At 63.1% G+C, this 18,907-nt stretch carries 16 protein-coding genes and 1 pseudogene; 5 read left to right on the top strand and 12 right to left on the bottom strand.

Annotation, left to right across the window (positions count from 1 at the left end):
• Nucleotides 1-102: 102 nt before the first annotated feature.
• Nucleotides 103-1,134: a LacI family DNA-binding transcriptional regulator gene (locus tag HAV21_RS11675; RefSeq protein WP_166841818.1), complete on the top strand. Its 1,032-nt coding sequence runs from the start codon at nt 103-105 to the stop codon at nt 1,132-1,134.
• Nucleotides 1,135-1,150: 16 nt separating this feature from the next.
• Here HAV21_RS11675 and HAV21_RS11680 read toward each other — a convergent pair whose 3' ends face one another.
• A complete protein-coding gene (locus tag HAV21_RS11680) occupies nt 1,151-1,849 on the bottom strand; it encodes an FCD domain-containing protein (protein ID WP_166841819.1) in 699 nt (232 codons plus the stop codon).
• 90 nt (nt 1,850-1,939) lie between these two features.
• Between HAV21_RS11680 and HAV21_RS11685 the strand changes: the two genes are divergently transcribed.
• On the top strand, nt 1,940-3,271 hold the full coding sequence (locus HAV21_RS11685; RefSeq protein ID WP_166841820.1) for an alpha-hydroxy acid oxidase: 1,332 nt from the start codon (nt 1,940-1,942) through the stop codon (nt 3,269-3,271).
• A 443-nt stretch (nt 3,272-3,714) separates the two neighbouring features.
• Here HAV21_RS11685 and HAV21_RS11690 read toward each other — a convergent pair whose 3' ends face one another.
• The 6 genes from HAV21_RS11690 to HAV21_RS11715 all read right to left on the bottom strand — a co-directional run bounded on the left by HAV21_RS11690 (nt 3,715) and on the right by HAV21_RS11715 (nt 9,299).
• Nucleotides 3,715-4,311: a recombinase family protein gene (locus HAV21_RS11690; RefSeq protein ID WP_166841821.1), complete on the bottom strand. Its 597-nt coding sequence runs from the start codon at nt 4,309-4,311 to the stop codon at nt 3,715-3,717.
• 566 nt (nt 4,312-4,877) lie between these two features.
• Complete coding sequence (locus HAV21_RS11695) at nt 4,878-5,957, bottom strand: NADH:flavin oxidoreductase/NADH oxidase (RefSeq protein ID WP_166841822.1); 1,080 nt, start codon at nt 5,955-5,957, stop codon at nt 4,878-4,880.
• 56 nt (nt 5,958-6,013) lie between these two features.
• Nucleotides 6,014-6,385 carry a DUF2255 family protein gene (locus HAV21_RS11700; RefSeq protein ID WP_166841823.1) on the bottom strand — a complete coding sequence of 124 codons (372 nt, stop codon included), beginning with the start codon at nt 6,383-6,385 and terminating at the stop codon, nt 6,014-6,016.
• A gap of 92 nt (nt 6,386-6,477) precedes the next feature.
• A complete protein-coding gene (locus tag HAV21_RS11705) occupies nt 6,478-7,533 on the bottom strand; it encodes an aldo/keto reductase (protein WP_166841824.1) in 1,056 nt (351 codons plus the stop codon).
• A 46-nt stretch (nt 7,534-7,579) separates the two neighbouring features.
• Nucleotides 7,580-8,347: an SDR family NAD(P)-dependent oxidoreductase gene (locus HAV21_RS11710; protein ID WP_166841825.1), complete on the bottom strand. Its 768-nt coding sequence runs from the start codon at nt 8,345-8,347 to the stop codon at nt 7,580-7,582.
• A 109-nt stretch (nt 8,348-8,456) separates the two neighbouring features.
• Entirely contained in the window at nt 8,457-9,299 is an 843-nt protein-coding gene (locus HAV21_RS11715; RefSeq protein ID WP_166841826.1) for an SDR family oxidoreductase, read from the bottom strand.
• Between the two features lie 156 nt (nt 9,300-9,455).
• Here HAV21_RS11715 and HAV21_RS11720 point away from each other — a divergent pair, with 156 nt between their 5' ends.
• Complete coding sequence (locus tag HAV21_RS11720; RefSeq protein ID WP_166841827.1) at nt 9,456-10,349, top strand: helix-turn-helix transcriptional regulator; 894 nt, start codon at nt 9,456-9,458, stop codon at nt 10,347-10,349.
• A 295-nt stretch (nt 10,350-10,644) separates the two neighbouring features.
• Here the strand turns inward: HAV21_RS11720 and HAV21_RS11725 are convergent, their stop codons facing one another.
• The 5 genes and pseudogenes from HAV21_RS11725 to HAV21_RS11745 form a co-directional block, all read right to left on the bottom strand.
• Complete coding sequence (locus HAV21_RS11725; RefSeq protein WP_166841828.1) at nt 10,645-11,712, bottom strand: CHAT domain-containing protein; 1,068 nt, start codon at nt 11,710-11,712, stop codon at nt 10,645-10,647.
• Between the two features lie 125 nt (nt 11,713-11,837).
• Nucleotides 11,838-12,881, bottom strand: a pseudogene (locus HAV21_RS11730) (IS110 family transposase); the annotation flags it as partial.
• Nucleotides 12,882-13,194: 313 nt separating this feature from the next.
• The gene (gdhA, locus tag HAV21_RS11735; RefSeq protein ID WP_142938061.1) at nt 13,195-14,532 is read right to left on the bottom strand and encodes an NADP-specific glutamate dehydrogenase; all 1,338 of its coding nucleotides are present in this window, start codon (nt 14,530-14,532) and stop codon (nt 13,195-13,197) included.
• Between the two features lie 207 nt (nt 14,533-14,739).
• On the bottom strand, nt 14,740-15,369 hold the full coding sequence (locus tag HAV21_RS11740) for a metalloregulator ArsR/SmtB family transcription factor (protein ID WP_166841829.1): 630 nt from the start codon (nt 15,367-15,369) through the stop codon (nt 14,740-14,742).
• Nucleotides 15,370-15,448: 79 nt separating this feature from the next.
• Nucleotides 15,449-16,675, bottom strand: coding sequence for an acetoin utilization protein AcuC (locus HAV21_RS11745; RefSeq protein WP_166841830.1), 1,227 nt, complete (start codon nt 16,673-16,675; stop codon nt 15,449-15,451).
• Nucleotides 16,676-16,777: 102 nt separating this feature from the next.
• On the opposite strand from HAV21_RS11745, the gene HAV21_RS11750 reads away from it, so the two are divergent.
• Nucleotides 16,778-18,211 (top strand): potassium transporter TrkG, encoded by a 1,434-nt coding sequence (locus HAV21_RS11750; protein ID WP_142938058.1) that lies wholly within the window; start codon nt 16,778-16,780, stop codon nt 18,209-18,211.
• A complete protein-coding gene (locus tag HAV21_RS11755) occupies nt 18,204-18,890 on the top strand; it encodes a TrkA family potassium uptake protein (protein WP_043456825.1) in 687 nt (228 codons plus the stop codon). The genes HAV21_RS11750 and HAV21_RS11755 overlap by 8 nt, the downstream gene beginning before the upstream one ends.
• Nucleotides 18,891-18,907 lie beyond the last annotated feature (17 nt).

An 18,907-nucleotide genomic window follows, 5' to 3' on the forward strand; every position in this document is an offset into this window, starting at 1 on the left:
TTTCTCAGAGCGTTATAAGCTTTGTATCAAGACTCTGGTGGTCACGTCAACCACTGCTCCAACGACGGAGCATGCGGGAGGCGACCAATGGGAAGGGGCCACATGGCACGCAGGAACACCAACAGGCGCGTTGGCATTGCCGATGTCGCAGAGAAGGCGGGCGTCTCGCACGCCACCGTGTCACGCGTCATGAACGGTAACGCCGCCGTGGACCCCGGCATTGCCGCACGGGTCAGGGCCGCCGCTGTTGAATTGAAGTACCAGCCCAATCCGGTGGGGCGCAGCCTGGCCCTCGGAAAAACTGACACCATTGGGATCGTAGTTCCGGACCTGGCCAACCCCACGTTCCAGGCAATCCTCCGTGGACTCAGCATCGCCGCGGCCCAGGACGGGTACCGCGTCCTCATTGCTGATTCCTCGGAAGTTACCAGCGAAGAAGCCATCCTTGCCGGCGAGGCCCGACGCCGCTGCGATGGCGTAGTGCTCTGCGCCCCCCGCATGAGCGATGCGGAGCTGGAAGAACTAGCGCCCACCCTGCACCCACTGGTGCTGATCAACCGCACCACCATTGCCACCAACACGCCGAGCCTGAGCGTGGATTACGGGCAAGGCATCCAGGAACTGGCCCACCACCTGGTATCACTCGGGCACCGCCGCCTGGTGTTCCTCTCCGGCCCGGAGCACAGCGCATCCAACCGCCAGCGCCTTGTTGGCCTGGACCAATTCCGGACAGAACACCCGGAAATCGAGCTGCAGATGCTCTATGGTGGCTCCAACTTCGACTCCGGCCACGAATCCACCGAGGCCATCATCGCCAGCGGCGCCACCGGAATCCTGGCCTTCAATGACCTGGTGGCCATGGGCCTGCTCAGCGGCTTGCACGAGCGCGGCGTCCGCGTTCCGGAGGACATTTCCGTGACCGGCTTCGATGACATCCCGTTCGCCAAATACACCACGCCCCCGTTGACCACGGCAGCTGTGCCCATCAACGAGCTCGGAAGCCTGGCCTGGCGGAGGATGCGCGAACAGATACAACAGGCGGGCGAAACTGCCACCCAGGCGCAGGATGAGTTCTCACCCCGGGTGGAGATCCGCAAGAGCACCGCGGCGCCCGCACTCACGCCCGCCTCCTAAAACAACGCGGGGCACTCTACTTCGGCGATGGGTTGGAGCCCACTCCCGCCTCTTTGTAGAAGCCCTGGATGTGCGCTGCAACAAGCTCAGCCGCCTTGCCGCCGTCGCGAATGTTCACGGCGGCGAGGATGGCACGGTGTTCGGAGCGAAGCCTTGCGCAGGTTGTTTCCCAGTCCGGGAGGTGTCCCGTCAGCTCACTTGCATAGTTCTCGATCGCACCCCGGAGCGAGGCCATCATCGCGCTGACCACCGAGTTTCCCGCGGCCTGAGCCAAGGCCACATGGAACCGGGCATCAAGGGCCAGGAAAGTGTCGATGTCAGGCGCCGTATCCATCTCATCCAGGAGCGCAGCCGCTTCCTCCAGCTCCGGCACGCCCACCTTAGCCCGTTCCGCAGCCCAGGATTCAAGCAGGACGCGGGTCTCCACAATGTCCGCTACCGGGAGATGGCGCGTAGCAACATGAAGCCTTAGCGTGGACCCCAGAGCCGACCCCGGCTCGGCGATCACCACCGTGCCGGCGTCCTTACCCGACCCCACACCGGCACGGACCACGCCCATTGCCTCAAGGATCCTGACAGCCTCTCGCACCGAGGTCCGGGAAACCTGCAGTTGTTCGGCCATGGCGCGCTCACCCGGCAGCCGTCCCCCCAGGGCGAGGTCTCCGTCAGACAGCTGCTTCTCGATCCATTGCAGGACCAACTCGTGGGTACGCATACCGGAATACTAGTTGATGTGGTCCAACCACATGGATTACAGTGTGGTTAGACCACAGTGGTAGGACCACAGAATTCAAGGGAGAACCGCATGACCGACACCCTCGACCCCAAGATCACGGCTGCGCCAGCCAATGCCGGTAGCGACGAAACCGTGACCCGTCCCGCACAGCCGCGACCCGCCGTCGTGCTTCCACCGGCACTGAAGCGCCGCGTTCCCAAGGTCTCCGATCTGGCGCCGCTGATGCAGTTCAAGAAGCCCGAATTCAGCAAGACCGCCCGCCTGAAGCGTGCCAGCACCATCTGGGAACTGCGCGAGATCGCCAAGCGCCGCACCCCGCAGGCGCCTTTCGATTACACCGACGGTGCTGCCGAAGAAGAAATCACTCTCCGCCGTGCACGCCAGGCGTTCCAGGACATAGAGTTCCGGCCCGGCATCCTCCGCGACGTCTCGAAGATTGATCTCCGTACGGACATCCTGGGCAAAGAATCACGCCTTCCGTTCGGCATCGCACCCACGGGGTTCACGCGCATGATGCAGTCCGAAGGCGAATATGCAGGCTCCCAGGCAGCAGAAGCCGCCGGAATTCCGTACACCCTGTCCACCATGGGCACGGCGTCCATTGAAGACGTGGCCACCGCTGCCCCCAACGGCCGGAACTGGTTCCAGTTGTACCTGTGGACGGACCGCGCCCGTTCCCTGGAACTGATCGAGCGCGCCGCCAAGGCCGGCAATGACACCCTCATGGTCACCGTGGACACCGCCGTTGCCGGCGCCCGTCTCCGCGATGTCCGCAACGGCATGACCATCCCGCCGGCACTGACCATCAAGACCGTGCTGGACGCCTCGTACCGCCCGGCCTGGTGGTTCAACTTCCTCACCCACGAGCCGCTGACATTCGCCTCGCTCTCCCGGTACACCGGAACTGTGGCTGACCTCATCAACTCCATGTTCGACCCCACCCTGACCTACGAGGACCTGGACTGGCTCCGCGAAACGTGGAAGGGCAAGCTGGTGGTCAAGGGCATTCAGACCGTGGAGGACGCCCGCAAGGTTGTGGATCACGGTGCCGACGGCATCATCCTGTCCAACCACGGCGGACGCCAACTGGACCGCGCCCCCATTCCGTTCCACCTGCTCCCGGACGTTACCGCAGCCCTGAAGGCGGACAACAGCAAGGCCGCGGTCATGCTGGATACGGGCATCATGAGCGGAGCAGACATTGTGGCAGCCCTGGCCCTGGGCGCCGACTTCGCACTGATCGGCCGCGCCTACCTCTACGGCCTGATGGCCGGTGGACGTGAGGGCGTGGACCGCACCATCCAGATCCTGGAGAAGGACATGACCCGCACCATGGCGCTGCTGGGCGTCAGCAAGGTGGCGGACCTGAACCCGGACCACGTGCGGCTACTCCAGCGCTGACCGTCACCCATGTAAGTAGCAGCAGAGCGCGTTTTGAGGGGGGCTCAAAACGCGCTCTGCTGCTACCCAGACGCTTCTATGTCTGTCAAGCGGATGGAAAGTGGCTGCGGGTGCTGACCACCGGCGTCCCCTCTCCCCAGGCGTTTTTTGCCTGCTGGCGGAGCATCGCGGAGCTGTACCCGACGGAGCCGGGGCAACCCGAAGGGCAAGCAGCGGATGGATTGTGGGAGGAAATAAGCGAAGCGCCGACACAAGGCATCGGCTGTGCAGCCGTCCGCAGGACGGTTGAGCCGGTGGAGCGGGCACGTACGATCCGCAGGACAGCAGCAAAAAACAGAAAACGCTTTTACAGCCCGAGCGCAGCGAGGACCGATCCCCTAACGCAAGCGCTGCATGGGCGAGGCTGGAAACGGTGTCAGCCGTCACCCGCTCTTCAGGAGCACCTACAGGGTGCTGTTCTGGCGCGCAGCGAGGGCCTGCTGGTGGCGGTAAAGCGTTGCACGGCTCCAGCCCACGAGCCGGGCCGCGTCTTCCGCGGTACGGCCCTTCGAGCGGGCGTCCTGGGCGATCGCGAGTTTGTCCGCGATGACGGCCGGGTCGGACACCGGCCGGCCGAAGCGGGTTCCGTTCTGCCTGGCGGCCGTGATGCCGGCGTTGACCCGCTCGATGATCAGCTCGCGCTCATACTCGGCGAGGGTGGCGAGCATGTTCAGCATCAGCCTGCCCGTTGAGGTCGCGGGGTCGATGCCGTCTGAGATGGATCGGACGTGGATGCCGCGGTCGCGCAGCAGGGTTACGGTGTTGAGCACATCGATCAGCGACCGGCCCAACCGGTCGACCCGCCACACCACAACGGTGTCACCCTCCTCGGCGTACTCGAGAAGTCTTCTCATTCCGGGCCGCTCGATGGCGGTCTTGCTGCCCGAAGACACGTCAGCGAAGACGTCGCGTTTCTGCACGCCAGCGGTGACCAGCGCGTCCAGCTGCAGCTGGGCATCCTGACTGGAAGTGCTGACGCGCGTGTAACCAAGTTGCCTCACCAGGCCATTCTGACTCGAAAAGTCCCCGATGTACCCTCGGCGAGACGACTAGCGGCGAGACGCGTTTCCGAGACGCAGGCAGCCCTGCTTTCCCGCAGACCCGACCGGCCCATCCCTGCCCCGAACGGGTGTCTTGAAAAGCTGTTGTTTTTCAAGACACTGGCACCTGTCGCATAACTAAAGATGAGTACTCGATTTTCGCCAGAAGGTCATGAAACATGGTTATGAGAATCGCACTTGCCCATCGCGTGCCCAAGATTCCGGGGAAGATCCGTATCTGTGCAGGTCACACGAGTAGCCGCTCGTTGAGACGTCTCGTTTACCAAGGGATCGCGGCAGCCGGAGAGGGCAGTGGTTTGGCGGCCGACCCCGAACGGTGGCACCCGGGGCTCTGCGTCACTCCCGGAAGTACCTTTTGCAGGGCATGTCAGATGGATAGATCTAAACCGGGGACTTCCTGCCAGTCGGCGCGGCCTTTGTCTTGCAGTAGATGGTCCTTCATGAGCTGTTCCCTTCATTGAGGTGGCGGTGTTGATGGGTGACCGAGGAGATCGATGACCCGGGGTTCAGCTGATCGGCGCCCGGTGGTAGGGCTGAGGTGCGTATGAGAGTTCGGTGCGGAGTGCCGCGGCGGCGCGGAAGGGGAAGTTCGGGTCTCGGAGCAGTTCCCGGCCGACCATGACGATGTCGGCGAGGCCCGTGGCGATGACCTGCTCGGCCTGATGTGGTTGATCGATCATGCCAACGGCGATCGTGGGGATCCCCGACGCGGCACGGATGGAGGTTGCGAACGGGACCTGGTATCCGGGGCCCACGGGGATGACTTGGGCCGGGCTGCTTCCTCCGGAGGACACGTCGATGAGGTCGGTGCCTCGTTGGGCCGCCCACTGGGCGACCTGTTCGGTGTCGGTGACTGTCCAGCCGCCCTCGACCCAGTCGGTCGCCGAGACCCTGACGATCAGGGGCATGCTGTGTGGAATGCTGTCGCGGACACCTTCGATGATGTCGAGGAGGAACCGCGACCGGTTCTCCAAGCTTCCACCAAATTCGTCGGTTCTGGTGTTGCTGAGCGGGGACAGGAACTGGTGAATGAGGTAGCCGTGCGCGGCATGCAGTTCGATCAGGTCGAAGCCGGCGTCGACCGCCCTACCGGCGGCGGCGGCGAACGCCCTGACTATGCTACGAATCCCCTCCGCGTCGAGCTGCGTGGGGGAGGCGAATCCTGGGTAGGCGACGTCGCTTGGGCCCACGGTGTTCCAGCCACCGTTAGCCTGCGGAACAGTGCCCTGTCGCGGCTCCCACGGGCGGAACACGGACGCTTTCCGGCCGGCGTGGGCCAGTTGGATACCGGCGGAGGCGCCCTGGGAGTGGATGAAATCCACGACAGGCATGAACGCGCTGCGGTGCTGGTCGGACCAAATTCCGAGATCCTGGGGGGTGATGCGCCCTTCCGGAGTAACTGCTGTTGCTTCCGTGAAGACGGCACCGACACCGCCGCGGGCGAGAGAGCCGAGGTGAACGAGGTGCCAAGGGGTGGGGATGCCATCTTCTGCCTCGGCCATGTACTGGCACATCGGCGCCGCCCAGAGTCGGTTGCGAATCTCGAGACTTCGCAGGGTGATCGATGTGAACAGCTGATGGGTCATGATTCCTCGGGGCATTTCGTGGGCTGGTCGAACGGGGGGTGTGTGTACCGGTGGTGTCAGCGGGGCGAAATGAGTACTGTCGCGGACTTCGGTCCGGCGCCCTGCATGATCTGGACGGCGGAGCTGCCGGGGTACTTCGCCTCATAAGCGACGTCGATCGCGACTTCATTGGTGGTCCCGGCATCGGCGAACGAGACGTCATAGAACTGGCCGGCGACCCGGATACGGCCTGCCTTCTGCGTAATCGCGGCCTGGTACCAGCTCGAGGTCCGGCCGTTCGCAGCGCGGACGTACACGTTATCGCCCACGATAAGCGCCCAGGTCTGGGTGGGGGTGCCGTAGGTGGTGCCGTCCTCACGGAACGGGGAGACGTAGAGGTCCTCGTTCCGCGCAATCGCGTTGAGGACGTCAGGGCTGAAAGTGGACATGGTGGTTTCGGCTTTCTGGGAAGGTGAGTAGACCCGGGACGTCGCGGGGCGGTACCCCGCGGCGTCCCGGGTTCCCCTCCAAGGGAGGGGCTTTAGAAGAGTTCGAGGATAGGCTGGTCGCTGGAATCGACATAGCGTCGTCGCATGCGCACCCCGAACGGGCCGTAGGGGTAGTCGTTCGGGGTCGGGGCGCTGACCTTCTCCAGCTCTGCGGTCGCCCCCTCGCCTAGGTCGAGGTCGGCTGCAACAATGTTCTCTTCAAGCTGCTTGAGGGTGCGCGCACCAATAATCGGTGCAACGACGCCGGGCCGGTTGGCGATCCAGCTGTAGGCGACCTGGGCGGGAGTTGCTCCGAGGGTGCTCGCAATCGAACGGACCGCCTCGAGAATGTCCCAGTTCTGGTCCTTGGCAGCGAACTCGCCGAAGATGTGCTCATTCATGGGGTTACCCGCGCCGGCCCGGGTACCTTCTGCCCACGCTTCGCCCTTGTGGTACTTTCCGCTGAGGAATCCGGCGGCCAGCGGAGACCACGGAAGCAGCCCAATGTTGTTGTAGCGGGCGGCGGGGATGATCTCGAACTCGATTTCCCGGTCGACGAGGCTGTACTGCGGCTGCAGTGTCACCGGCAGTTGCAGGCCCATGGCTTTCGCGGTCGAGACGGCGAGCTGGAGTTGCCAACCAGTGAAGTTCGACAGACCGATGTAGGTGATCTTCCCGGCGTGCACGGCATCGTCGAGGAACCCCAGGGTCTCCTCTATGGGGGTCAGCGGATCCCAGCCGTGTAGCTGGTATAGGTCGATGTTCTCGCGGCCGAGGCGGGTCAGCGACGCGTCGACAGCGCGGGACAGGTTGCGGCGCGAGGACCCGTTGTCGTTGGTGTCCGGTCCGGTTCCGTAGCGGCCCTTCGTTGCCAGGACAACCCGGCTGGTGACATCGGCGGGTCGGCTGGCGAACCAACGGCCAAGCAGCTCCTCAGAGGCGCCGGCGCCGTAGACGTTCGAGGTATCCAGCAGGTTGCCGCCAGCTTCGACGAACCGATCAAGGATGGCGAACGCTTCGGATTCTTCGGTTTCGGTGGCGAAGCCCATCGTGCCCAAGGCGAGGTTGGAGACGCTGATGCCTGTTCCGGTGAGAGTTCGGTACTTCATGTGATGGTGTCCGTTCTGGTCTCAGGTGTTTCTGGTGTCGGGTGTTCTAGACCTGGGAAGTGGGCATGGCCCACAGCTCGGCGATGGAGGATCGGGCCGGACGGGTCACCATGAACGCGATGCTCTCGGCAATGTCGACCGGCTGCAGCGGCACGGGGATCGCGGCGCCGTCCGAGGCGGCCAGGTCGTCCTGGACCTTCTGGCTGTTCTGCGACACGAGCTCGGTGGCGACCGCTCCGGGTTCGAGGACGCCGACGCGGACCTGCAGTTTGGTGACTTCCTGACGGAGCGCTTCGGTGAAGCCGTTCACCCCGAATTTGGTCATGTTGTACGCAGCGAAGTTCGCCCACGCCTGGCGGCCAGCGATCGAGGAAATGTTCACGATGTCGGCAACACCGCGCAGATCGTCCCTGGCGGACGTGAGCAGGTGCGGCAGCGCGGCTTTAGTCATGTAAAGCAGGCCGTTCTGGTTCACGGCGATCATCCGCTCCCACTCCTCCACATCGGTATCCACGACGTGTCCGAGCAGCATGAGGCCGGCGTTGTTGATCAGTATGTCGAGCCGGCCACACCGGTCGACGACGCCCTGAACGGCCTGCTCCGCCTGGGCGCGGTCGGCGATGTCTGCGGCGATGGCGAAGGCGGCGCCGCCGGCGGACTCGATCTCGGTCACGAGGGTGTCGAGGCGCTCCTTACGGCGGGCAACGACGGCGACGGTCGCGCCGTGAGCGGCAAGTTCCTTCGCGGTCGCCTCACCGATACCGCTGCTGGCGCCGGTGACGATCGCCACAGTTCCGGTCAACTTCAAGGTCATGAGGTGGTGTCCTTTGCATGAGGTGTGGTTTCTCTGTTGATTTTCTGAGGGCCCGACGTGGCCGCGGCATCAGTGATGCGGGGGCGGTACGCGTTCGCTGTCTGTTGGATCAGCCCTCGTAGTTGAGGGAAGACGACAGGTCGCGGTGGGCGTCGATCTGTCCCTGAATGACGGCGAGGTTCTGCTCGACGCTGCCCATGACATCGGCGCCCGCGAGGAAGCGCAACGGCAGCTCCTTGGAATCGGACAGCGTGACCAGTGCCTGTGCCAGCTTCTTCGGGTCGCCGCCCTGCTGGCCGTTCATGCTCGACCACGCGGCGATGGTCTGTGCGGTGCGCTCGGCGTAGTCCTCGATGACCAGTTCCGGCCAGATGGTGGAGGACCCCTCGACGAGCAATTCAGTGCGGAAGAATCCTGGTTCCACGGCCATGGTCTTGATGCCGTAGGGATCGAGGTCGTACCGCAGCGATTCCATCCAGCCCTCAAGGGCGAACTTCGACGGTGCGTAGGCGGCGCAGAATTCCTGGCCGATGAGGCCGGCTGCGGAGGTGATCGTAATGACTTGACCGGAGCGCTGCTTGCGCATGACCGGCAAGACGCTGCGGGTCACGTTCAGCGGACCGAAGAAGTTGGTTTCCATCTGCTTGCGCAGCTGCTCGTCGCTGATGTTCTCGAAGTAGCCGGCGTAGAAGTTGCCCGCGTTGTTCACAAGGACATCGATGCGACCGAATCGGTCGACGGCTGCCTGCACGGCGTTATCCGCGGCGGCGGGGTCAGTGATGTCGAGGGAGACGGTGAGCAGGTCCTCGTGCTCGCCGATCGCGGCGAGCACCTTATCCGCGTTACGGCCGGTCGCGACAACCTTGTGACCGGCAGAGAGAGCGGACTGGGCAATATCGATGCCGAGACCGCGGCCCGCACCAGTGATGAACCAAACGTTACTGCCAACCATGATGTGCCTTACTGTCGTACGGGCCGGCAATCACGGCCGGCCCTGATGGGGTGATGAATCCAGTCAACGACTTCCGCTGTGCCTGAGGCAGTCACTGCCTATCCGGTTAACACTGAGGACCCCCTACGAGCGAGCGGAAGGCGTAAATTCGAAGACATGAACACCCCGAATGACCTCCGTGAGTTCCTGATCAGCAGGCGTGCCAGGCTCACCCCTGAACAGATTGGCATGCCCGATTTCGGTGGACGCCGCCGTGTACCAGGTCTGCGCCGGGAGGAAGTCGCCCTTGTAGCCGGGATGAGCGTCGAGTACTACGTCAGACTCGAGCGAGGTAACGCCAAAGGCGTCTCCGAGGCCGTGCTCGAAGGCATTAGCCGCGCTCTACAACTCGACGACGCTGAACGAACCCACCTATACGACCTTGTGCGCACAGCGAACGAAGGAGCGCACCCTCGGCGTCGCCGCGGTGTCACCCGCCCCCAGCAAATTCGCCCCGGCCTCCAGCAACTCATCGAAGCCATGACCGACGTGCCCGTGTTCATCCAGAACGGCCGCCTCGACATCCTTGCAGCCAACAAGCTCGGCTACGCCGTGTTCTCCGAGCTTTACGTACAACCCCAGAGACCCGCCAACTTCGGTCGTTTCGTCTTCCTCGACCCTCGCGCAGACGCCTTCTACCGCGACTGGGACAACGCCGCATACGCCACAGTCGCCCTCCTGCGCGCCGAAGCCGGTCGTTCCCCCCATGATCGGATCCTCAGCGACCTCATCGGCGAGCTCTCCACCCGCAGCGAACCCTTCCGAGCGCTGTGGGCCTCCCACGACGTCCGTGAACACCGCACCGGCATCAAACTCATCACCCACCCGATCGTCGGAGATCTCGACCTCGAATTCGAAGCGATGGACCTCTCCGCTGAACGCGGCCTCCAACTCATCGCCTACAGCGCCCCTCCCGGCTCCCACACCGTCGACGCCCTGAAACTCCTCGCCAGCTGGAGTGTAACCAGCGACGCGGCCGACCAACGCCAAGCGGCCCCAACAGACTCCTAGTCCTCACAACCAAAAACCCTCAAACAGCGCAACCGGTCCCACCGCGGGGAACTTCCTGCCGGCCAACGCGGTGGCAAGGGCTATCTTGCTCAGCCACGTGGGCCGATGCTATTCCTGCCCGGAACTCATGGCTAGAGGGCCCAATGCCGGTGATTAAACTCTGTGCGATTCGTGAGGCTTGCACGTGGAGAAATCCCCCTAAGGGCACATGAAGCCGGGATAAGCCGCACTCACATTGTCTCGAAACCCTTACGCCCCGAATCCCTAGCGATATGAGACGCTCTAGCGAGGATCGTTAGAGCACCTCAGCGGGCTTGACCAGCACCGTGTTCGACGGGTCGACATCGTCGGCCCAAGCTAGAGTTGGCAATTCTGCGCCCTCAAGACCGCCAAGTTCAAGAGCGGCTTGTGCCGAGAAATGAGACGCCTGAATGGACTGCCCGTTGGCAACCGCTGCATAGAACTGTGCGGCGTAGGTAATGGCGTCGCCGTCGTTAATCTCATCGGCCATCCCGATCGCGAATGGAGCGACATCGTTTACGAGCTGGTCAATCTGGGCGGCGGAGTTGCAAGAGTTGAGTAGCACCAGGAGCGGTGGGGTGTCGGTCGCCCTGACTGCGGACGCAAAAGCTCTTGCACTGACTATGACGCCCGGATGCTTTGGGTCTTCATCGCGTTCGAACATGATCAGGTCGTCATTGCTGTGCCCGGAGAAATGCACTACGTGAGGCCGGAACTTGGTAATCCCATCGAGTAAGTCCGAAGTCGTAGCTGCGGGCCGCACATCCAATTCGACGAGATCCCGGTGGAGGGCGCTTTCTACAGCCGCTCGGATGCGTTTCTGTTCTCGCCCGACGCGGAGGTCGCCTGCGGAAGCTGCCCCGAGAATGAGGATCCTTAAACGCTCCGGCTTCGGAGCAGGCAAACTCCTCACCGCGCTGCTGGCCAGGGCTTCAGCTTGAACGATCCGGCGGCTTAGCGCAGCAGAGTCAGCCGCCATGCGGCGGTCCTTCTGCTGCTGGTCGCGCTTTCGCTTACGCTCGGCCGCGTCGGCTTCAGAGCGCTCCGCATTTGCTAGTTTGCCCTGCAGGCTGGATTCCTCCCGGGCATAGGCAGCCGCCTTGTCTTGCCAGCGGTTCGCTTCCTTGCCCGCCGCGGCGGCCTCGTTCTCATAGCGCTCAGATTCTCGTCGCTTGCTGGACGCCCCAGTCGGACTTGTTGTTTTTTCCGCAGCGGACCGAGATTTGGCAGCGGCAGAACGTTTAACTGTTTCCTTATTCCGGTACTCCCCCGCTTTCTTTTCCGCCTCCCTTCGCTGTTTCCGCTTCCGGTCCAATTGTCCCCGGTACTGACTCGCACTCATCCAACCCTCCGAGATCGACAGATCGTATCTTTGTCGGTGAGCTTACGTTGACTCCCCGACAAAACATCGGTCCTTGGGTCTTCCCGTCCTGGCTGGGATCGCGTTGGTTCCGCGATTGAGTACAGGCTGTTGAGCTGGCGGTAGAGGGTTCGGGCGAGGTAGCGCTTGAGGGATCTTCGGATTTCGCGGTAACTACGGCCTTCTTGCGTGCGTTTAGCGACGTAGTCCCTTGTTCCAGGGTCATGGACCATCCGGGTCATGGTTATTGTGTGCAGGGCCCGGTTTAGGCGTCTGTCACCGCCCCGGTTGAGCCTATGTCGGACAGTGTTACCGCTCGAGGCTGGCAAGGGATTCACTCCTGCCAGTGAGGCGAAGGCGGCTTCGCTGCGAACCCTTCCTGGATGTGACCAGGCTGTCAGGACCGTAGCGACCGTGACAGCCCCGGCGACGACCATTTCCAAGAGCGGCGCCGCTGGGCTTTGCTGGATCAGCTCTGTCATTCGCTTCTGGTTCGCAGCCAGCTGAGTGGTCACTTCGAGGACGCGGCGCGCCAACCGAACCGCTTCCTCGCGGGCGATTGACAGTTCGATCGGTTCCTGTCGTTCGCGCCATCTGGTGATCGTCGCGATCTGGGCCGGAACCAGCGGTTCACGGGCGTCGATTCCTAGATCATGAGCCCGGAGCAAAGCGATGAGAGCGTTGACATTCAATGTTCGGTCCCGGGTTAACTGATCCCGTGCCGCGCTCAGAATCCTGAGTCCAGCACGGGTTCCTGCATCCCGTCTCGGGGCCCGGAGCTGGGATTCCTCCAGGCCCAGAACAGCGGTTCCGATGGCGGCCGCGTCCAGCGGGTCGGATTTGCCCAGCCCCCGGCGGGCGCGGGCGTTCATACGTGGCGCTTCGGCGACATCGTAGCCTGCATCGACTACGGCCCTGGCCAGACGTGCCCCATAAGTGCCGACACCCTCAATTGCCCACAAACACCCCATATCGCCGCCTGTCCGTCGACCTGCCCAGGCAAGGGCGCGGGCAATCCCTGCCGCGGTGGTCGGGAACTGCTCGCTCGCGACTTGTCGCTTGGTGCTGGCCTCTATGACGGCGAACGTGTGGGTGCGGGCGTGACAGTCCACGCCGATGACGAACGGGCGGGTCTGCGCAACGATAGTCAACGCGGCCACCCTCCTTCCTTTCGAACGGGCAAGAACGGCCGCATGACGGCCGGCATTGAACCTGGGAAGAGTCACCTCGAGGCAAAACTGTGATGAGCCACAACCTCCAGAGGCTGGGCAAGCTTCTAATCAAGCCACCGACGTGGGACAGGTCAACGCCGGCCGCTCCACCCAGCGCGGACAAGTCGGGGGAAACGCACCCTCAAGGGGGGCAAGTTGTTTTTCGAGTCACGCTCCAGGCAGAACGACCGGCATCAACACTGCCAGCTAGTCCCAGACCACCCACTCCAAGACTCACAGTTGGGTAAAAGTGTTAGATCAGACCTTGGGCGAGCATCGCGTCGGCTACCTTGACGAAGCCACCGATGTTGGCGCCCACCACATAGTTTCCGGGCGCACCGTATTCGTCCGCGGTTTGGGCGCAGCGATCATGGATGCCCACCATGATCTCCGTGAGCCGCTGCTCCGTGTGCTCAAAGGACCAGGAGTCACGGCTGGCATTCTGCTGCATTTCCAAGGCAGATGTAGCCACACCACCGGCATTGGCTGCCTTGCCCGGACCGAACAGGATCCCGGCGTCTTGGAACACGGAGACGGCAGAACGTGTGGACGGCATGTTGGCACCCTCAGCCACGGCGATCAGTCCGTTGCTCACCAACTTGGCCGCAGCGTCGCCGTCGAGTTCGTTCTGCGTTGCGCAGGGCAAGGCCACGGTGCCGTTCACGTCCCACACAGAACCACCGGCAACATGACTGGCGCCCGGCCGGCGTGCGGCGTAGTCCGTGAGGCGACCACGCTCCACTTCCTTGATCTGGCTTAGAAGCGCGACGTCGATCCCGGCTTCGTCCACGATGTAGCCAGCGGAGTCCGAACACGCCACCACATTGGCACCAAGGGATTGCGCCTTGGCGATTGCATGGATGGCCACATTGCCCGAGCCAGACACCACAACGCGCTGTCCGTCGAAGGACTGTCCACGGGTTTTGAGCATCTCCTGGGCGAAAATCACCGTGCCGTAGCCGGTGGCTTCGGGACGCACCAGGGAACCGCCCCATGAGATGCCTTTGCCCGTGAGGACGCCGGATTCATAGCGGTTGGTGATGCGCTTGTACTGGCCGAAGAGGTAGCCGATTTCGCGCCCACCCACACCGATGTCGCCGGCCGGGACGTCGGTGTACTCGCCGATGTGGCGGTACAGCTCGGTCATAAAGGACTGGCAGAACCGCATGATCTCAGCGTCGGAACGCCCGCGGGGATCGAAGTCCGAGCCACCCTTGCCACCGCCGATGGGCATGCCGGTGAGCGCGTTCTTGAAAATCTGCTCGAAGCCGAGGAACTTCACAATTCCCAGGTACACCGAGGGATGGAACCGGAGCCCACCCTTGTACGGGCCGAGGGCGGAGTTGAACTCCACACGGAACCCGCGGTTTACGTGGACGCGGCCGGCATCATCGGTCCAGGGCACACGGAAGATGATCTGGCGCTCCGGTTCGCACAGGCGTTCCAGAACGGCACCTTCAAGGAACTCAGGGTGACGATCGTGCACAGGGCCGAGGCTTTCAAAGACCTCAGTGACGGCCTGGTGGAATTCCTTCTCCCCCGGGTTCCGCGCCAACACAGTGTCGCGGACAGCTTCGAGCCTTGAATCCATGCGTCTTCCTATCCTCAGTGGGCCGGCCAGCGGCGAGACGATCAGTCCCGCTCATGGTTGCACCGAGGGAGGTGGGATCTCCACCCGGAGGCAATGTGACCCGGATCGCGGAGTTAACACAACTGTAGAAAATCGTTGAAAACTCAAGGAAACAAGAGATTAACAAAAACTCACAATGTGATAAGGATCACGTTAAGTCGGGTACGACTATCGCTTACGGCCGAACTTGGGAAGGTTGGGCAAGTTCGGAAGATTCGCCAGAAGATCAGCGGCCTTAGTGGCAGCACGGCCGACGGTGCGGCCAATCTGTTGGGGCACAGTATCGTCCGAGGCCGGATCCAAGGAGACCGGGGTTCCGCTCGCGTGGACCTTCACAGCCTGGCCTACGGCGTCCGCGCGGGTAGCCGGGACCTCCGGAGCGGGGGCACCAACGGCTGAAGGCTCAGCGGCTGCCGGCTCAGCGGCTGCCGGCTCGGCGGAAGGCTCAGAGGCCGGCACCGCTACGGCCGGCACTGCTGCGGCCGGCACAGCTGCGGCCGGCACCTCCGAAGGTGCGACGACGGCGGGCGCCGGGGTGCCGACGTCGAACGTTTCCAGCCAACTGGCGACGCCGGCCAGCGGCTTGGGATTCAGGGCATAGAAACGCTTCTGGCCCTGCGCGCGCATGCTGACGAGATCTGCCTCACGGAGCACTTTCAAATGCTTGGAAATGGTGGGCTGGCTCGCAGCCAGTTCTTCCACCAATTCGCCTACAGCTTTATCCCCAGAGCGGAGGGAGACCAGGATGTCGCGCCTGGTTGCCTCAGCTATGACGGCAAATACGTCGTCAGTCACCATGCCTTACACCCTAGCGACATATACGCCAATTGGCATCCCTGTTTCGTGGCGCTACAGGCCCTAGCCAGACCGGCACCGCTCAGTCGAACCAGGGATCCAGGCCGTAGAGGGGGAAGATCTCCTTGCGCGTGGCAATAACGGTCCGGTCAACCTCATCCGCGGGATCGTAACCAACTTCCCAGGAGCGCCACCAGACGTCCACGTCATCGCCCATCGACTCCGGAGCCCACACGCCGTACGTTTCCTTCACGTAATTCCGCCACGCTTCCGGCACGGGTGTTTTCAGCGGCACCGGCCGTTGGGTCACCATGCCGATCAGATGGCTCCAGGACCGGGGCACAACACCGGTGACGTCGTAGCCGCCCCCGCCGGTAGCGATCCAGCGGTTGTCGCAATAGCGGGCGGCAAGTCCGGCGACGGCGGAGGCCGCCTCACGCTGCCCATCAACGCTGAGGTTGAGGTGCGTCAGGGGGTCATCCCGGTGGGAATCGCAGCCGTGCTGGCTGACGATGACTTCTGGTTGGAACGCCCCAACAAGCTGTGGCACCACCGCATGGAAAGCCCGGAGCCAGGCGGCGTCGCCGGTGAAGGCGGGGAGTGCCACGTTGACCGCCGTCCCAAGGGCATGCGGGCCTCCGGTTTCATTGGCAAAGCCGGTCCCCGGGAAAAGGGTGAGCCCGGTTTCGTGCAGGCTGATGGTCATCACGCGGGGGTCGTTCCAGAAAATGCTCTGAGTGCCGTCGCCGTGGTGGGCGTCGACGTCGATGCTCACCACCCGCTGCACGCCGCCGTCGAGCAGCCGTTGGATGGCCAGCGCGACGTCGTTGTAAACACAAAAGCCACTGGCCCGCTCGCGCGCTGCGTGGTGCATTCCGCCGCTGAAGTTCACAGCGCGCACGGCCTGGCCGCTAAGGATGGCCTCAGCCGCTACCAGTGATCCGCCCGCGAGGCGGGCACTGGCCTCGTGCATGCCGGCGAACGCGGGATCGTCCTCCGTTCCCAGTCCGCGATCCTCCTCAGGAGCGAAAGGATCAGCACTGACCCGGCGTACAGCCTCCACATATTCGCGGCTATGGACGGAAAAAAGTTCGACGTCGGTGGCCACCGTGGGTGCCTGAACGGCCACATGGTTGTGGTTGAACAGGCCCAGTGATTCGGCGAGCCGCGCTGTCAGCTCAAGCCGCTGCGGCGCCATGGGATGACCCGGACCAAAGTTGTAGGCAGTCATGGCTGCATCCCACACCACCGTCGTTGGCAGTGCGGAGCGCGTAATGCTGGAAGCTGTTGTTCCAAGCCTTGAGTTCATCCAGAACAGGCTACCTGAGCCCGGAGTACCCTTCCGCCCGGTTACGCCGCGGGAATAGTGGTTTACTACTCAGGAAAGCTTGTTCAACCGAGGAAGAGCGCCATGTCTCAAAGCCAGTCGCGGTCCACGAGCCCGACCAACTGGCAACCCAACCAGCAGGAGCGGGAAGGTCTCTGGATCTTCACGCGCGTGCGCGACTTCGTCGACAACATTGCCAACACCTCGCCCGCGCGTTTGGCGTTGACCGTCTTTGCCGTGGTGATCCTGGTTTTCACCGGGTTGTTGTCCTTGCCCGCCGCTTCAGCGGCCGGCACGGTCACGCCTCTGCACCAGTCCATGTTCACGGCGGTTTCCGCTGTCTGCGTCACCGGGCTCACTGTAGTTTCAACCGCCACTCACTGGACCTTCTTCGGTCAGCTGGTCATCCTGATCGGCATCTTCGTTGGTGGCCTCGGCACCTTGACGCTGGCCTCCCTGCTTGCCCTCATGGTCAGCAAACGGCTGGGCGTGCGCGGCAAGCTCATCGCACAGGAAGCCATGAACAACGCGGGCAGGCTCGGCGAGGTGGGTACCCTGCTCCGGATCGTCATCGTAACGTCAGTGGTGATTGAGGCCGTTCTGGCCATCGTGCTGATCCCCCGCTTCATGGTGCTTGGCGAGAGCTTCTGGCAATCGGTGTGGCACGGCGTTTTTTACTCGATTTCCGCGTTCAACAACGCTGGATTCACGCCGCACTCCGATGGCATCGTCCCTTACGAGACAGATCTTTGGATCCTCATTCCGCTGATGCTGGGCGTCTTCCTCGGCAGCCTTGGCTTCCCCGTGGTGATGGTGCTGCAGCAGAACGGGCTCAACTGGAAGAAGTGGAACCTCCACACCAAGCTCACCATCCAGGTCTCCTTCATCCTGCTCGCGGCAGGCACGGTCCTGTGGGCGTTGATGGAGTGGGACAACGTACGGACCATCGGCCACATGAGCATGGGCGACAAAGTGATCCATTCCTTGTTCGCCTCCGTGATGACCCGTTCCGGCGGCTTCAACCTGGTGGATCAAAACCACATGGAGTCCACCACCATGCTCCTCACCGATGCCCTCATGTTTGCCGGTGGCGGATCCGCGTCCACCGCAGGCGGCATCAAGGTGACAACCATCGCGGTGATGTTCCTGGCCATCATGGCTGAAGCGCGCGGCGACGCCGACGTTAAGGTCTACGGACGCACTATTCCCCAAGGAACCATGCGCGTGGCGATCTCCGTGATCGTGGCCGGAGCCACCCTGGTCTCAGTTGCCGCTTTCCTGTTGCTCTCCATCAGCGGCGCCTCCCTGGACAGGGTGCTCTTCGAATCCATATCCGCCTTCGCCACCGTGGGACTGAGCACTAACCTCAGTGCCGAGCTGCCGCCGTCGGGCGTTTATGTCCTGACCGCCCTCATGTTCGCAGGACGCGTAGGCACCGTAACCCTGGCGGCCGGGTTGGCCCTTCGCCAACGCAGCCAGCTGTACCACTACCCGGAAGAGAGGCCAATCATTGGCTAGTAGCACAGGGGCAGCAAACCGCCCCGCCCACAACTCACCAGTGCTGGTCATTGGCCTCGGCCGTTTCGGCTCCGCCACCGCAGAGCAACTGGTCAAGCAGGGCCGTGAAGTCCTGGCTATTGAGCGTGACCGCACCCTCGTCCAGAAGTGGGCCCCTGTCCTCACTCACGTGGTGGAAGCCGACGCCACCAACATCGATGCGCTGCGCCAGTTGGGCGCCCAGGAATTCAGTTCGGCGGTGGTGGGTGTTGGTACGTCCATCGAGTCCTCGGTGCTCATCACCGTGAACTTGGTGGACCTGGGCATTCAACACCTGTGGGTCAAGGCCATCACGCCCTCGCACGGCAAGATCCTCACCCGGATCGGCGCCAACCACGTGATCTACCCGGAGGCCGACGCCGGTGTCCGTGCAGCACACCTGGTGTCCGGCCGCATGCTGGACTTCATCGAGTTTGACGACGACTACGCAATCGTCAAGATGTACCCGCCCAAGGAGACCGTGGGCTTCACCTTGGAAGAATCCAAAGTCCGCTCGAAGTACGGCGTGACGATCGTAGGTGTAAAAACTCCGGGCGAGGACTTCACCTACGCCCGCCCGGAAACCAAGGTGTCCGGCCACGACATGTTGATCGTGTCCGGACACGTGGACTTGCTGGAGCGCTTCGCGGCGCGGCCATAATCCAGCTGGAGTTTTTG

This window comes from Paenarthrobacter sp. MSM-2-10-13, from assembly GCF_011605365.1.
Lineage (GTDB): Bacteria > Actinomycetota > Actinomycetes > Actinomycetales > Micrococcaceae > Arthrobacter.